Origin of the sequence: Streptomyces sp. NBC_01334 (assembly GCF_035983595.1) — a bacterium.
Taxonomy (GTDB): domain Bacteria; phylum Actinomycetota; class Actinomycetes; order Streptomycetales; family Streptomycetaceae; genus Streptomyces; species Streptomyces coriariae.
Genome location: NZ_CP130718.1, coordinates 7720059 through 7733539 on the forward strand (window position 1 = coordinate 7720059; position 13481 = coordinate 7733539).

Here is a 13481-nt window from a genome sequence, read left to right on the forward strand (position 1 = left end):
AGACCCTGGGCCGCGTCCGGCCGCCGACGCACAGGATCCTCCGGCGGATGCCCCCTGGGCACGGTTCGATCGAGGCATTCGGGGATGTATCGAGGGCCCCGCGCCGCAGGTGTTGTCGTACCCCCGGCATATCCTGATCGTGGTGGCCGCCGGTCTACGGAGGTCACCGGCTGACGAAGGGGTCGAAGTGCCGTCGATGCTCGATGCGGTCGTGGTGGGAGCGGGGCCCAACGGGCTGACCGCGGCGGTGGAGCTGGCCAGGCGTGGCTTCTCCGTGGCGCTCTTCGAGGCGCGGGACACCGTGGGCGGAGGAGCCCGCACCGAGGAGCTCACCCTGCCGGGCTTCCACCACGACCCGTGCTCCGCCGCGCACCCCCTCGGCATCAACTCACCCGCGTTCCGCGCACTGCCCCTGGAGCGCTACGGCCTGGAGTGGCTGCACGCCGAGCTGCCCATGGCCCACCCCTTCCTCGACGGCAGTGCCGCGGTGCTGTCGAGATCGGTCGCCGAGACGGCCGCCTCCTTCGGGCCGCGCGACGCGGGCACGTACCGTCGGCTGGTCGAGCCCTTCCTGCCCAAGTGGGACACCCTGGCCCGCGACTTCATGTCACTGCCGCTGACCGCGCTCCCGCGCGACCCGGTCATGCTGGCCCGTTTCGGCCTGGTCGGCCTGCCGCCGTCCAGCTGGCTCACCCGCCGCTTCCGTGACGAGCGGGCCAAGACCCTCTTCGCCGGACTCGTCGGGCATGTCATGGCCCCGCTGAGCGGTTTCGCCACCGGCGCCATCGGCCTGGTCTTCGCCCTCGCCGCGCACGCCCGCGGCTGGCCGGTGGCCCGCGGCGGCTCCCAGTCCATCTCGGACGCCCTCGCCGCCTACCTCGAGGACCTCGGCGGCAGCATCCACACCGACTACGAGGTCAAGCGCCTCGACGACCTGCCCCCGGCCCGCGCCTACGTCTTCGACACCTCGCCCACCGCGCTCGGCCGCATCGCCGGCTTCGGCAACTACTACGAGGGCTACCGGTACGGACCCGGCGTCTTCAAGATCGACTACGCGCTCGACGGTCCGGTCCCGTGGACCGCGAAGGAGGCCCGCGCCGCCGGGACCGTGCAGATCGGCGCGGACAGCGCGGAGATCGGCGCCGCTCTCAGAGCGGTCTCCCGGGAGGACCGGGCGCCCGACCGGCCCTTCATGATCACGGTGCAGCCCGGCGTCGTCGACCCCGGCCGCGCCCCGGCCGGCCGGCATGTCTTCTGGGCGTACGGCCATGTGCCGAGCGGCTGGACCGGCGACCTCACCGACGCCATGGAACGCCAACTGGAGCGATTCGCCCCCGGGTTCCGTGATCGCGTCCTCGCCCGGGTGACTGCGGGCCCGGCCGAACTCGCCGCCCGCAACGCCAACTACGTGGGCGGGGACATCGCCTCCGGGGCGGTCTCCGGGCTCCAGATCCTGCTGCGGCCCAAGCTGACGCCGTTCCCATACGCCACTCCGCACCCGGCCGTCTTCATCTGCTCCTCGGCCACCCCGCCCGGCCCGGGCGTGCACGGCATGTCGGGCCACAACGCGGCGAAGGCCGTATGGCGCAGGCTGCGGCAACAAGGGTGAGCGGCCGTCCGCTGCTTGTTGGTATACACGCAGGCATGACCACGATCACGCTCGTCCAGGGCGACATCACCCGGCAGTCCGTGGACGCCGTCGTCAACGCGGCCAACTCCTCGCTGCTCGGCGGCGGTGGCGTCGACGGAGCCATTCACCGCCGGGGCGGCCCCGCGATCCTCGCCGACTGCCGACGGCTGCGCGCCTCGCAGTACGGCAAGGGCCTGCCCACCGGCCGGGCGGTGGCCACGACCGCGGGGGAACTGGACGCCCGCTGGGTGATCCACACCGTGGGCCCCGTGTACCAGGTCTCCGGCGGCGACCCCGCCCTGCTGGCCTCCTGTTACCGCGCATCCCTGGAGGTCGCGGACGAGCTGGGCGCGCGTACCGTCGCGTTCCCGGCCGTCTCCACAGGGGCGTACGGCTGGCCGATGGCGGATGCCGCCCGTATCGCGGTCGAGGCGGTGCGCGCGGCGGAGACGGCGGTCGAGGAGGTGCGGTTCGTGCTGTTCGACGAGCAGGCGTACCAGGTGTTCGCCGAGCTGATCGGCTGACCGGAGGGCTCTAAGGCCGGAAGCCGGAAGGTCGGTGACCGGTGACCGGTGACCGGTCACCGGCGACGGGACCGCGGGGACGCCGGAGGGCGCCCCCGCGGAACCTGTGGCCGGTGAAGGGGGCCGGTGGCCCGGGCCGGGTCAGCCCTCGATGCGGTGGGTGGTCCAGAACGACGTCAGGTCCGTGGTCGTGGCGGCCTGGGCGGCAGCCTTGAACTCGGCCGTGGTCGAGACGCCGTACCAGTGCGCAGTGGCGTAGTCCTTCAGCAGCTTGGTCATCGCGGTCTCGCCGATGAGCCGCCGCAGGTCGTGCAGGGCGCACTTGCCGTAGCCGTAGACGACGGTGGAGTACCGGGAGGAGTGGGTGTCCCAGTAGGCCATCGAGTTGGTGATCTTCTCGGCCGACGAGGCCCACGAGACGCTGCTCCAGCAGCTGGTGCCCGTCTTGCCCAGCGCCAGGTCGGTGGCGTAGTCGGTGAACGACTCGTCCAGCCAGGGGCTGTTGTACTCGTCGTCGCCGACGATCCCGTACCACCACTGGTGGCCGATCTCATGGGTCAGCGCCGTGGTGCTGACCAGGTCGAGTACGAAGCCGGGGTATTCCATGCCGCCGAACCAGAAGTTGTTGTCTATGACGGCGTCCAACTCGCCGTACGGATAGGCGCCGAAGCGGGCGGCGTGGGCGTCCACGGCGGTCTTGGCGGTGGTGAGCATCGACTGGGCGTTGGCCGAGCTGATGCCGGTGACGGAGTAGACGTTGATCGGGGTCCCGGCGGTCGAGGTGCCGGAGATCTTGCTGAACGGGCCGGCCGCCCAGGCGAAGTCACGGACCTTGGTCGCGGTGGCCGTGGTGACGGTGCGGCCGCTGGTGCCGGCGGCGTCGACCGAGGCGCCGGTGGCCGGCACCAGGAGGGTGGTCGGATGGTCGAGGGTCACCCTGAAGTCCGCGGCCAGCGAGTAGAACGACTCGCCGTTGTTCGTGTACGGGTCCAGGTGCCAGCCCGCGCCGTCCTTCACCGCCAGCAGGGGCAGCGCGTTGCCGATGAAGCTGAACGCCCCGTCGTAGCCGAACCGGTCGGCGCCGCTGGGCACGGTGATGCCCAGATCGAAGCCGATCGTGGCGCTCTGCCCCTGGGCGAGGGGACTGGCGAGGGTGATCTGGAGGGCCGTGCAGCCCACCGACAGGGCGCCCGCGGTGCCGCCGGTGAGGTTGCTGACCGCGATCGGCATCGACGTGCAGGTGCCGTGGTAGTTGTCCCAGAGCCGCAGATACACCTCGCTGAGCGCGGTCGCGGAGGCGTTGGTGAAGGTCGCGCTCTCGTGACCGGTCCAGACCGTGCCGGCCGTGTTGCTGGTCAGGCTGACGGTGTACGAGGGTGCCGCCGGGGTGCGGGTGGCGTCGGCGGGGGGAGCGGTGTCGCCGGAGGTGTTCAGCGCGAGGTCGTCGAGGACGAAGCTCGACTGGAGGCTGGAGTCCTCGGTGCCGGTGAAGGCGAGGCTCACGGTCTGACCCACGAACGCCGACACGTCGAACGACTTCTGGACGTAGCCGGTGTTCTTGTCGAGGTTCGAGTACGTGGCCAGTGTCGTCGTGCCGATCTTGGCCGTCAGCTTGTCGTACGCGGTGGACGAGGTCGTCTCGGCCGTGTCGATGTGCAGCCAGAACGTGAGGGTGGCGGCGGCGCATCCGGACGGGATCGTGACGCTCTGCGAAAGCGTGTCGGTGTGGGTGCTGCCCACGCCGTCCAGCCAGGCGAAGGCGGTGCCGCCGTGGGCACTCTGGCCGGTGCGGCTGGTGATCACACTGGTCGAGGACTGGGTCCACGGCGAGGTGCCGCTCTCGAAGCCACCGTTGGTGATCACCTGGGCCGGGGTGCAGGCGTCGGCCGCGGCAGCCGCCGTCGCGGGCGCGACAGCCGCGTTCCCGGGCGTGGCGACGTTGGTGGAGGCGATGCCGTCCGGTGCGCCGGCTGCCGCCGGGGCGGCAGCCGGCGCGGCCGCGACCGAGGCGGCCCGCTCCGGCGTGGCTGCCGCGGGCGTGGCGGGGAGCGAGACGGCGGCCAGTGCGGCGAGGGTGAGCGCGCTCGCGGCGACGGCCTTGCGGGGGGTGGGTCTCACACGTGGCTCCTTTGCGGCGGCCGGGATTCCGGCCTGCTCGGTGGCTGTCCCTGACGGCGTGGGTGTACCGGAGGGCGGTGCGCGACGGCTGCCGGAAGCCTGACAGATTTGACGCGGGCATGCCATCAGGCACGGGTAAAGGGTCCACCCCGGAACCGGACCCGACGCCCCCGCTCGCGGCCTCCGAGGTCTCCGCGTGCCGCCCTGGAGGGTGCGCCTTGTGTGCCCCGAGGGGTGGTGGCGTCATCGACCCCGGGGTGTAGCCGTTGAACTCGTCTGCCGGAGCGCGCTCGGCTGTGGTCGGAGCGATCCGCGGCCGCGACCGGAGTGATCCATGGCCGCGTCCGGAGCGACTCATCGCCGCGTCCGTACTTCCGTGCGACCGGGCCGACGGCCCTGTGGGAGTCGGCTCGCATCGGAGGGAGGGGGGTTTTGAACGTGTTCAATTGCGGGCGTAGGCTACCCCCATGAGCGACCGAGCCGCCCTGGTGAAGGGCATCCGCGCATGGTTGGGCTTCTTCGTCGTCTGTCTGGTGCTCAGCGGGGCCACTGCCTTCCCGCTGGTGCACGAACTGCGCTGGACCGAGGAGCTGTTGGGTCACCTTTCCGTCCCCGAGCATCTGCCCGGCCTCATGGAGTGGATCGAGCGTGTCCGGCACGGGCTCGACACCGCCGACGCCGACTACCCCTTCCTCCTCTACGGAACGGACTGGCTGGCCTTCGCCCATCTCGTCATCGCCGTCGCCTTCTACGGCCCCTACCGCGACCCGGTCCGCAACATCTGGGTCGTCGAGTTCTCGATGATCGCCTGCGCCGGGATCATCCCGCTCGCGCTGATCTGCGGACCGCTCCGGGGGATTCCCTTCTGGTGGAGCGTGACCGACATGTCGTTCGGGGTGTTCGGAGTGATCCCGCTGTATGTGGTGCGGCAGAAGATCAAGCGGTTGGAGTCGATGGCCGTCGGCGATCCCGCACCGGCCGTTGCCTGAGCGCGACCGTCGCTCACGTTGGCCGACCGTCAGGAGGCGGTCGTCGTGCGGCCGCCCGCCCCTGCCGTCGAGGAGTGACTCGGGGCCCGGAGTCGTACCTCACCACCGAGCGCACGAAAATCTATGCCGACGAGAGTAGACATTGGGCGATGGCGTGGTTATGGTTTCTCTCGTAGCCCAGAGAGACAGCAGGACCGGCAGACACGAACTGCCGGGTAGCAGTACCGCAGTTGCAGTTCGCAGGACGGTGCGGTGGTGGAGTTTCGAAGCCAGGGTTGTCGCAGGACGGCGACGGGGCTGACGACCGGACCGGGTGGCCCGCAGTGATCAGGGGCCGCCGTGAGCAGTGCCGCAGTGGCAGTACCCAGTAGTACCCAGCAGTGCAGTCAGTGAGCGGTACCTCGGTGAAGGCGTCGGCTGCGGGCGCGCGCACCGGGAGGTTCGGCAGTGGGGTTCCAAGCCAGAGCAGACGCAGGACGGGCGACGGGGCTGGCTGCCGAAAGAGTGGCGCTGCCACAGGCCACCGAGCAGTTCGCGTCACCAGCAGTACGCAGTCCCCGATTGGCAAGCAGTTGATCAACCAGGGAAGAACGGAGGAGCCGAACGCCATCAGGATCGCCCGGGCGTAAGTCTTGAGCCCGGGTACCGCAGGACATCGACAGTGAGGTGGTCTCCGGTCAAGCAACCGCGATCCCAGCACGCCCGACTGCATCCCGGTCGGGTCTGCGGAAACAGAAGGCCGGCGCAGTAGAAGGGCCGGCGGATGGTGTAGCAGTTCCTTCGGGCCCTGGCGCCGTACGGTGCCAGGGCCCCTCTACGCGTTCCACAGAGAGGTGCAAGTGACAGCAGACGACTCCTACGACCGTCTCGACGACGATGACTACCCCGCCTACACCATGGGCCGGGCCGCCGAGATGCTCGGCACCACGCAGGGCTTCCTCCGCGCCATCGGCGAAGCCCGCCTGATCACCCCGCTCCGCTCCGAGGGCGGACATCGCCGCTACTCCCGCTACCAGTTGCGGATCGCCGCCCGCGCCCGGGAACTCGTCGACCACGGGACCCCCATCGAGGCCGCCTGCCGCATCATCATCCTCGAAGACCAACTCGAGGAAGCCCAGCGCATCAACGCCGAGTACCGCCGCGCCGCCTCCGGGCAAACGGCCGGCATCTGACCCGCAGCAGCCAGCAGCCGGCAGCCGGCGGCCAGCACCCGAAGCCCTCAGCCCGCAGCGACGCGCCAGTCCGCACTGATCAGCCGATTCGAGAATACGAGCGCATGATCGCCGAAGATGCTCAACCGCCGGTACACGGACGGGAATCCCAGCCCGGCCCCGAAGCCCCGCCCGACGTCCCGCTCGCCCCGGCGGTCGATGCGCCTGCCGGTACAGCCGGCCGGCTGACCGCCGCCGTCGGGCTCGAAGGCGGGGTGGATCGTGCGGCGGCCGTCCTGAAGCCCCGGCTGCGCGGGTGGCTGCACGCCGGTGTGTTCCCCCTGGCGCTGGTCGGCGGGATCGTCCTGATCGCCGTCTCGCGCTCGGCGGCGGCGGTGGCGGCCTGCTCGGTGTACGCGCTGTCGGCCTGCCTGCTGTTCGGCACCAGCGCGGTCTACCACCGCGGCACCTGGGGCCCGCGCGGGGAGGCGGTCCTGCGGCGGCTGGACCACGCGAACATCTTCCTGATCATCGCCGGCACCTACACCCCGCTGGCGGTACTGCTGCTGCCCGCGGGTCAGCAGCGGGTGCTGTTGGCCGCGGTGTGGGCAGGCGCTCTGGTCGGCATCGCCTTCCGCATCCTGTGGATCGGCGCTCCCCGCTGGCTGTACACCCCGTGCTACATCGCCCTCGGCTGGGTGGCCGTCTTCTACCTGCCGGACTTCGCCCGCACCGGCGGCATCGCGGTTGTCGTACTCGTCATCGCCGGCGGCCTGCTCTACACCGCGGGCGCCGTCGTCTACGGACTCAAGCGCCCCGACCCCTCACCGTCCTGGTTCGGCTTCCACGAGGTCTTCCACGCCCTGACCATCGCCGCCTTCACCGCGCACTACACGGCCATCCTCCTGGCAGCCACCTGACCGCGTCGACGGTCGGCCACGGCCGCTGTTTCCCGGGACTCACGGGGCATTGGCGTCCGTAGCACCGCAGTGTCTGGTTCACATCGGCAGTGACGGCAGTGACGGCAGTGACGGCGCAGACGGCAGCGACGACCGTCCTGTGCCCACCGCCGGGTCCTGGCGCCGGAGGAGTCCGGGTGGGCCCGCCCGCCCCTGCTCCTGGTGGGATCAGGCGTGGCTGAGGATGACGAGCAGCGCGGTGCCCTCTGCGAGGAACTGGGCGACGAGCGCCGCCTGCCGTACCCGCAGGGCCGGGGCGGCCACGGCGATGAGGAAGGCCACAGCGCCGACGCCCGCACTCCATGCGAACAGCCAGCCGGGCAGCGCGGGGGTGCACTGCTCGCCGTACGTCAGACACCGCCCCGCCCGCTCCGAGGTCAGCGTCGACACGGCGGTCGCCACGACTGCCGGTACGAACAGGAGGGCGGCCACGGCGGCCCACCGCCGTGTGCGGTCCGTCGGCGACGCGGACTGGACCGGGGGAGCGGGGACGGAGGTGGAGGTGGATGCGTTCATGCCTCCATCCCATCCGGGCGGCCGCTGCCGCACAGCCGTCCGGCTACTCAGATCCCGGGTGCCGCGTACTCAGGCGGTAGGCGGACTCCCGCCGTTGCGTGCCGACCGGGCGGGCACATCGGTTCGACACACAGTGAGCGGTGCACTCTTCCCCCTCCGGTCCGAGACCGCGCTCACCCTGCGCTGACGCCATCCGCTGTCTCGGGTTCGCTGCTCGAGGACATCCGTAGGGGGCCGGGGCGAGTGGCGCCCGCCCGAGGTGTCGGGACGGCTCGTGGCACCAGGTGTTCGAAGACCGCCCGTCCTCTGGCGAACGCGCGTAGAGGTCGGGCACCATCTCCCTGCACTGCCTTCACCGTCTGCACAGCCATTCCACAGGAAGCACGGTCGTCCGCAGGAAGGGTTCCTTCATGAAGTTCCGCTCCGCACTGACCGCCCTCGTGCTCGTGGTCGCCCCCGGCGTCGCCGTCCTCGGCACTGCGACCGACGCCTTCGCCGTCACCAAGGTCAGTCACGCCACGGCCACCTCGATGTTCCGCGAGGTGGGTATCACCTGGTCCTCGTCCGGCAACTGCTCCGACCGCAACAACTCCACCTGTACGTCCTTCGAGCAGCTGAACCTGTCCACCGCCCAGGGTGCGCAGACGCTGAAGCGGGCCACCGGCTGCGCGCTCAACATCACCGGCGGCACGGAGACCGGCCACGCGAGCGGCACCTACTCGCACTGGAACGGCTACAAGCTCGACTACGGCAAGAACACCTGCGTCACCAACTACATCAAGAGCGCCTTCACTTACATCGGCCTGCGCGGCGACGGCGCCCCGCAGTACCGCTCGGGCTCCGGCAACGTCTACGCCGACGAGGGCAACCACTGGGACGTCCTGTACTACAACTGCGGCGGTTGCTGAACGCGTTGTCGGAAGTCCGGTGCGCCGCCCCGGACGCGCAGTTCCTGCGCCCCCGCGGACGCCGCGGAACCGCACCGGACTTCCCCGAGCGAACATCGAGCATTGATCAGCGGTGAGTGTTGTCGTGCGGTCGAGCCGATCTGGCCCGGCATCGGCATCGGCATCGGCATCGGCATGCGGGTCAGGGGTCGCCCGCGCCCGCCCGCCCGCTGGGCCGGGCGGACGAACAAGGGGGGTGCGCCGGTACCGAGCTTCGACTCCAGGCGCACACGGCGAGGCCTTCGGCGGCGTGGGCAGGACTCCATCTAGCCATCGTGTGTTCATGTATGTGAACTGTGGAGCAGGTTGAGCAGGGCGCCAAGGATGCGAGGGTCCATCGCCCTCCATGGCGTTCAGTGCCGCCGGGGCGTCCGATCGGGTAGCAGTGAGAGTTCGACAGATCGATCGACGTTCACATACTTGTCACCCCGTGGCGACCGCCCTATCCTCGCGTGGAGAAAGCGCTTTCCCGGCACCTGTTGACCGTGCCGGGGGAGCGGCCCGCGGTATTGGCCGTGGAGCAGCCCGCGCGCCGCAACCGATCCGGCGCAAGGCTGGCCAGGGCTGACCGTACCGAGGTGCCGACGCGCCAGGACTCCGGGATGCGCTCCGGGGCGCGGACGCATCGCGCTCGTCGCCGTGGCCGCGGCGGCGGGCACCCGCACCAGGGGCCGGCCGGGGCCTTGACGGCTCCGTTCCCCCGTCGTCCCGCTCTCCGCGGCGTTCCCGCCCGCGTCGCCTCGGCATGCATGCGTCCCGGCCTGGTCCCGACCGCGTCGCCCGCATGGCCTTCGCGCCGCAGACATCACAGCGGCACCGCCCGCACCACATCGGCATCACCGTCCCTTCCGGCCCGTGGCGCATACGGCATCCGCACCGGGTCGGCAGAGGCCCGCTTCAGTACCCGCATGGCATGAACATGGCATGGGTGCGCGACCTCGACGGCCCCCGGATCCGGGTACCGACTGCGCCGCACCCCCGTACGCGATGACGAAAGACGAGGCAAGGATGAGAAAGCCAGTCGCTCTGCGACTCTCCGCGGCACTCGGCACGCTGGCCCTGGCGGCTGCGACAGGCGTGGTCCTGTCCATGCCCACCGCGTCGGCGGCCAGCGCCGGCGCGACCGGATACGCCACCCAGAACGGCGGCACCACCGGCGGCGCCGGCGGGACGACGGTCAAGGCCACCACGGGCACCCAGATCCACGAGGCCCTGTGCGGCCGGGCCAGTACCAGCACCCCGATCACCATCCAGGTCGAGGGGACCGTCACCGTCGGCAACACCGCGAAGGTGTCGGGCGCAGGCTGCAACACCGCCGCCGGCGTGATCGAACTGAAGGGCATCAGCAACGTCACGCTCGTCGGCGTCGGCAGCGGAGCCGTGTTCGACCAGATCGGCATCCACATCCGCCAGTCCAGCAACATCATCGTCCAGAACGTGACCGTCCAGAACGTGAAGAAGTCGGGCTCGCCCACCTCCAACGGCGGTGACGCCATCGGCATGGAGTCCGACGTGCACAACGTCTGGGTCGACCACGCCACGCTGATCGCCTCGGGCGGTGAGTCGGAGGGCTTCGACGGCCTGTTCGACATGAAGGACGGCACCCAGTACGTGACCCTGTCCTACAGCATCCTGCGCAACTCGGGCCGCGGCGGTCTCGTCGGCTCCAGCGACAGCGACCTCGCCAACGGGCCGGTCACCTTCCACCACAACCGGTACGAGAACATCGACTCCCGCACCCCCCTGCTGCGCGGCGCCACCGCCCACATCTACAACAACTACTACGTCAGCCTGAACGAGTCGGGCATCAACCCCCGGGCCGGCGGCAAGGCCAAGGTCGACAACAACTACTTCAAGGACTCCAAGGACGTCCTCGGCACCTTCTACACCGACCTGCCGGGGTACTGGCAGGTCAGCGGAAACATCTTCGACAACGTGACCTGGTCGGCGCCGGGCGAGGACAACAACCCCGCAGGACCGAACCCGACGTCGAACACGACCGTCGGCATCCCCTACGCCTACAGCCTCGACGCCGCCACCTGCGTGCCGTCGATCGTGACCGCGACCGCGGGCGCCAACAACGGCCTGAAGGTGTCCGACGGCAACTGCGCCGCGACGACACCCACCGCGACCGCCACTTCGACTCCCACGTCGACCGCCACCGCCACGCCGACCGCCACCGCGACCTCGACGCCCGGCGGGACCAACCTGAGCATCGGCGCCGACTCCGACGGTTCCAGCAAGGCGTCCGGCACCAGCTACGGCAACGTCCGCGACGGCGACACGAGCACCTACTGGTCACCGGCCGGCTCGACCGGCTCCATCTCGATCAAGTGGGGCTCGGCCACCACCGTCTCCAAGATCAACATCCGGGAGGCCTCCGGTGCCACCGGCAACATCGGCTCCTGGCGGGTGTTCAACGCCGACACCGGGGCGCAGCTGACCTCGGGCAGCGGAGCGGGCACCATCTCCTTCGCGTCCACCTCGCTGAAGAAGGTCACCTTCGAGATCACGGGCTCGAGTGCCACCCCGAGGGTGGCCGAGTTCGAGACCTACGCCTAGGAGCTGTCCGGCCGATCGTGTGGCCTCCGCCTGATCAGCTCGTCGTCCCGGCCATGGCGCGGGGGAGGGAGCAGGGGAGGGGGAGGGGGCGGGGGAACGCGGTGATCTGTCGGACGCGGAGCAGGAACGGCTGCGACCGTTCCTGCCCGTGAGCAGCGGCCGGTGCGGGCCGTGGCGCGACCACCGCCAGGTGATCGACGGAAATCCCGGCGGGGTCCTGAGGGGTTCCGGCCGCGGTCCGCAGAGGGATCCTCGCGGGGCCCCGGGAGGGATCCTGGCGGGGTCCGGGGAGGGATCCTGGCGGGGATTCCTACGCCCTGAGGTCGTCCGGGGGCCGGTATTCGGCCCCCAACCCCATGCGGGTCACGCTTTCGTGCATCAGCAGTTCGAACATCGGCTCCTGGTCGGTGATCAACGGGGTCAGGTGCTCGAAGACTTCCAGCGCCACCTGTCCGTAGAGAGTGCGCCAGCACGACAGCATGACGACCAGTGCGCCGAGCGGCATTTCCACGCCCGTGGCGGCGCGGTAGTCGGCGATCTGCCGGCGCATCCGTGGGGTGAGGTCCTCGTCGGCCAGGATGGGGTAGGGGCGAGCCGCCCACAGCCGCATGTGCTCGGCTCCCCAGAGGGCGGCGAGGTGCCGGATCCACTCGGCGGTCACATCGGTGTGGGTCACACCGGCGGCCACGGTGGGCGTGCCGAAGAGCAGACGGAACTCCTGGCGATGCGCCAGGGCCCAGTGGCGGAACACCCGGGCCGGGGCGATCAGCCGGGCCGCGAAATCCGTTTCACGCTCGCCCTCGATGGCCTCCCGCAACTGGTCCGTGAGCTCGGCGACGATGTCCCGGGCCGTGCGCCGCACGATGTCCCCGAGATCGGCGAAGTGCCGGTAGAGAGCCGCCGGGGTCACCCCCACCCGACGGGCGATCTCGGCGAGCGTCAACGCCTCCACACCCTGCCGGGTGATGACCTCCCGCGCCGCCGCGCGGACATCCCTCGACATCTGCAGGCGCAGCCGTTCGCGGCGCGTGGGAGCAGGCATCGTACGGTCGTCCTCCTCCGGACGCTCACGCAGCACGACGAACACGTTGACGGTCCTCACGTCACCACCGCCGGTGATGTACTGCGTGCCACCGTGCTGCGCCGCGTTGCTCTGCCCCGGCACAGCGGTCGCCGTCGACGTGCTCGCGTGCCCCACCTCGCCGCTCACCGCGGGCCCCGGCTTTCCCGGCCGATGCTGATGTTGAGGTCCCCGTTCAGGGTGATGTGCTGGGTCCCACCGTCGCGGGCGATGTTGTGCTGCAAGCAGCTTCGCCGGGACCGGGACCGGGACCCGGGCCGCTGACCGGGCTCCCGCTCCGTCGTACCGGCCCCCGCGTTGTCCGCGGCCGCCCGACCGAGTCGGCCCGACCCGACGCGCACCGTCTCGACCACTTCCGTCTCGACCCGCGCCGTCTCGATTCGCACCGTGTCGACTCGCTCCGGCTTGTCCCGTGTCGCCTTGACCGGCTCCGCCTTGACCGGCTCCGCCTTGACCTGCTCAGGCTTGACCTGCTCAGGCTTGCCCCGAGGCGCCTCACCCTGCGCCGCTGCGCCCCGTCCCCTGGTCGATTCCTCCTGGCCGGCCCGGCCCGTGAACCGCAGTCGTGCAGAACGCCAGACGTCTGTCGCCACGGCCCCCGCCATCGCCGTTCCGCCGGCTGTCGCCAGCCCCCACAACGTTTCCGTGAGCACTGTTTCTCCTGTCGCGCCCGCGGCACCGCGTGTGCCGCTGCCCGAGAAACGTTCAGGGGCATGACCAAGTAACGGGCCGTAACTTTGCAGAGGGTCGTTGCTGGGTGTGCGAGGAACGTGCGTACCGGCTCGGCGTACGCCGGCTCGCCGGGGGCGCACGCACGTACCGGGCTTCCGGCACAGATGGCCGGTGGTGGCCGGTAGTGGCTGAGGCTGATGGTGGCGGCGCACTGCGTGCGAGCGAGCCCTGGTGGCGCACAGGGAGACGGCAGGGCTGGGGTCGAGTTCGTGTCCGCAGTCATCAGCGCGGGGCCGGTGACGCCGGTCGCCGTCCCGCGGCCGAGTCGTCTG

The 13481-nt window shown here is 70.6% G+C and carries 10 protein-coding genes and 1 pseudogene; 8 read left to right on the forward strand and 3 right to left on the reverse strand.

Translation table 11 applies throughout. The annotated features are described in order from the left end of the window. The first annotated feature begins 196 nt into the window (after nucleotides 1–196). Together OG736_RS34425 and OG736_RS34430 are read left to right on the forward strand one after the other, a co-directional pair. Nucleotides 197–1609: a phytoene desaturase family protein gene (locus tag OG736_RS34425; protein ID WP_327185858.1), complete on the forward strand. Its 1413-nt coding sequence runs from the start codon at nucleotides 197–199 to the stop codon at nucleotides 1607–1609. Nucleotides 1610–1644: 35 nt separating this feature from the next. Then, complete coding sequence (locus OG736_RS34430) at nucleotides 1645–2154, forward strand: O-acetyl-ADP-ribose deacetylase (RefSeq protein ID WP_327185859.1); 510 nt, start codon at nucleotides 1645–1647, stop codon at nucleotides 2152–2154. Between the two features lie 141 nt (nucleotides 2155–2295). On the opposite strand, the gene OG736_RS34435 is transcribed toward OG736_RS34430, so the two are convergent. Beyond that, nucleotides 2296–4272 carry a M1 family aminopeptidase gene (locus tag OG736_RS34435; protein WP_327185860.1) on the reverse strand — a complete coding sequence of 659 codons (1977 nt, stop codon included), beginning with the start codon at nucleotides 4270–4272 and terminating at the stop codon, nucleotides 2296–2298. 467 nt (nucleotides 4273–4739) lie between these two features. Here OG736_RS34435 and OG736_RS34440 point away from each other — a divergent pair, with 467 nt between their 5' ends. The 3 genes from OG736_RS34440 (at nucleotide 4740) to trhA (ending at nucleotide 7332) form a co-directional block, all read left to right on the forward strand. Further along, entirely contained in the window at nucleotides 4740–5261 is a 522-nt protein-coding gene (locus OG736_RS34440) for a hypothetical protein (RefSeq protein ID WP_327185861.1), read from the forward strand. Between the two features lie 839 nt (nucleotides 5262–6100). Continuing rightward, nucleotides 6101–6433: a MerR family transcriptional regulator gene (locus tag OG736_RS34445; protein WP_327185862.1), complete on the forward strand. Its 333-nt coding sequence runs from the start codon at nucleotides 6101–6103 to the stop codon at nucleotides 6431–6433. Between the two features lie 104 nt (nucleotides 6434–6537). Further along, complete coding sequence (trhA, locus tag OG736_RS34450) at nucleotides 6538–7332, forward strand: PAQR family membrane homeostasis protein TrhA (protein ID WP_327185863.1); 795 nt, start codon at nucleotides 6538–6540, stop codon at nucleotides 7330–7332. 207 nt (nucleotides 7333–7539) lie between these two features. On the opposite strand, the gene OG736_RS34455 is transcribed toward trhA, so the two are convergent. Continuing rightward, nucleotides 7540–7887: a hypothetical protein gene (locus tag OG736_RS34455; RefSeq protein WP_327185864.1), complete on the reverse strand. Its 348-nt coding sequence runs from the start codon at nucleotides 7885–7887 to the stop codon at nucleotides 7540–7542. Between the two features lie 410 nt (nucleotides 7888–8297). Here OG736_RS34455 and OG736_RS34460 point away from each other — a divergent pair, with 410 nt between their 5' ends. The 3 genes and pseudogenes from OG736_RS34460 to OG736_RS34470 all read left to right on the forward strand — a co-directional run. Then, nucleotides 8298–8795 (forward strand): hypothetical protein, encoded by a 498-nt coding sequence (locus OG736_RS34460; protein ID WP_327185865.1) that lies wholly within the window; start codon nucleotides 8298–8300, stop codon nucleotides 8793–8795. Between the two features lie 1047 nt (nucleotides 8796–9842). Next, a complete protein-coding gene (locus OG736_RS34465; protein ID WP_327185866.1) occupies nucleotides 9843–11396 on the forward strand; it encodes a pectate lyase family protein in 1554 nt (517 codons plus the stop codon). Between the two features lie 106 nt (nucleotides 11397–11502). After that, a pseudogene (locus OG736_RS34470) lies at nucleotides 11503–11598 on the forward strand (IS5/IS1182 family transposase); the annotation flags it as partial. A 108-nt stretch (nucleotides 11599–11706) separates the two neighbouring features. Here OG736_RS34470 and OG736_RS34475 read toward each other — a convergent pair. Further along, nucleotides 11707–12606 (reverse strand): TetR/AcrR family transcriptional regulator, encoded by a 900-nt coding sequence (locus OG736_RS34475; protein ID WP_327185867.1) that lies wholly within the window; start codon nucleotides 12604–12606, stop codon nucleotides 11707–11709. Nucleotides 12607–13481: the final 875 nt, after the last annotated feature.

Excerpts from the sequence above, each read along its gene's own strand:
- OG736_RS34425 (WP_327185858.1), top strand. The coding sequence starts at position 197 with ATGCTCGATGCGGTCGTGGTGGGAGCGGGGCCCAACGGGCTGACCGCG.
- OG736_RS34430 (WP_327185859.1), top strand. The coding sequence starts at position 1,645 with ATGACCACGATCACGCTCGTCCAGGGCGACATCACCCGGCAGTCCGTG.
- OG736_RS34440 (WP_327185861.1), top strand. The coding sequence starts at position 4,740 with ATGAGCGACCGAGCCGCCCTGGTGAAGGGCATCCGCGCATGGTTGGGC.
- trhA (WP_327185863.1), top strand. The coding sequence starts at position 6,538 with ATGATCGCCGAAGATGCTCAACCGCCGGTACACGGACGGGAATCCCAG.
- OG736_RS34455 (WP_327185864.1), bottom strand. The coding sequence starts at position 7,887 with ATGAACGCATCCACCTCCACCTCCGTCCCCGCTCCCCCGGTCCAGTCC.
- OG736_RS34460 (WP_327185865.1), top strand. The coding sequence starts at position 8,298 with ATGAAGTTCCGCTCCGCACTGACCGCCCTCGTGCTCGTGGTCGCCCCC.
- OG736_RS34465 (WP_327185866.1), top strand. The coding sequence starts at position 9,843 with ATGAGAAAGCCAGTCGCTCTGCGACTCTCCGCGGCACTCGGCACGCTG.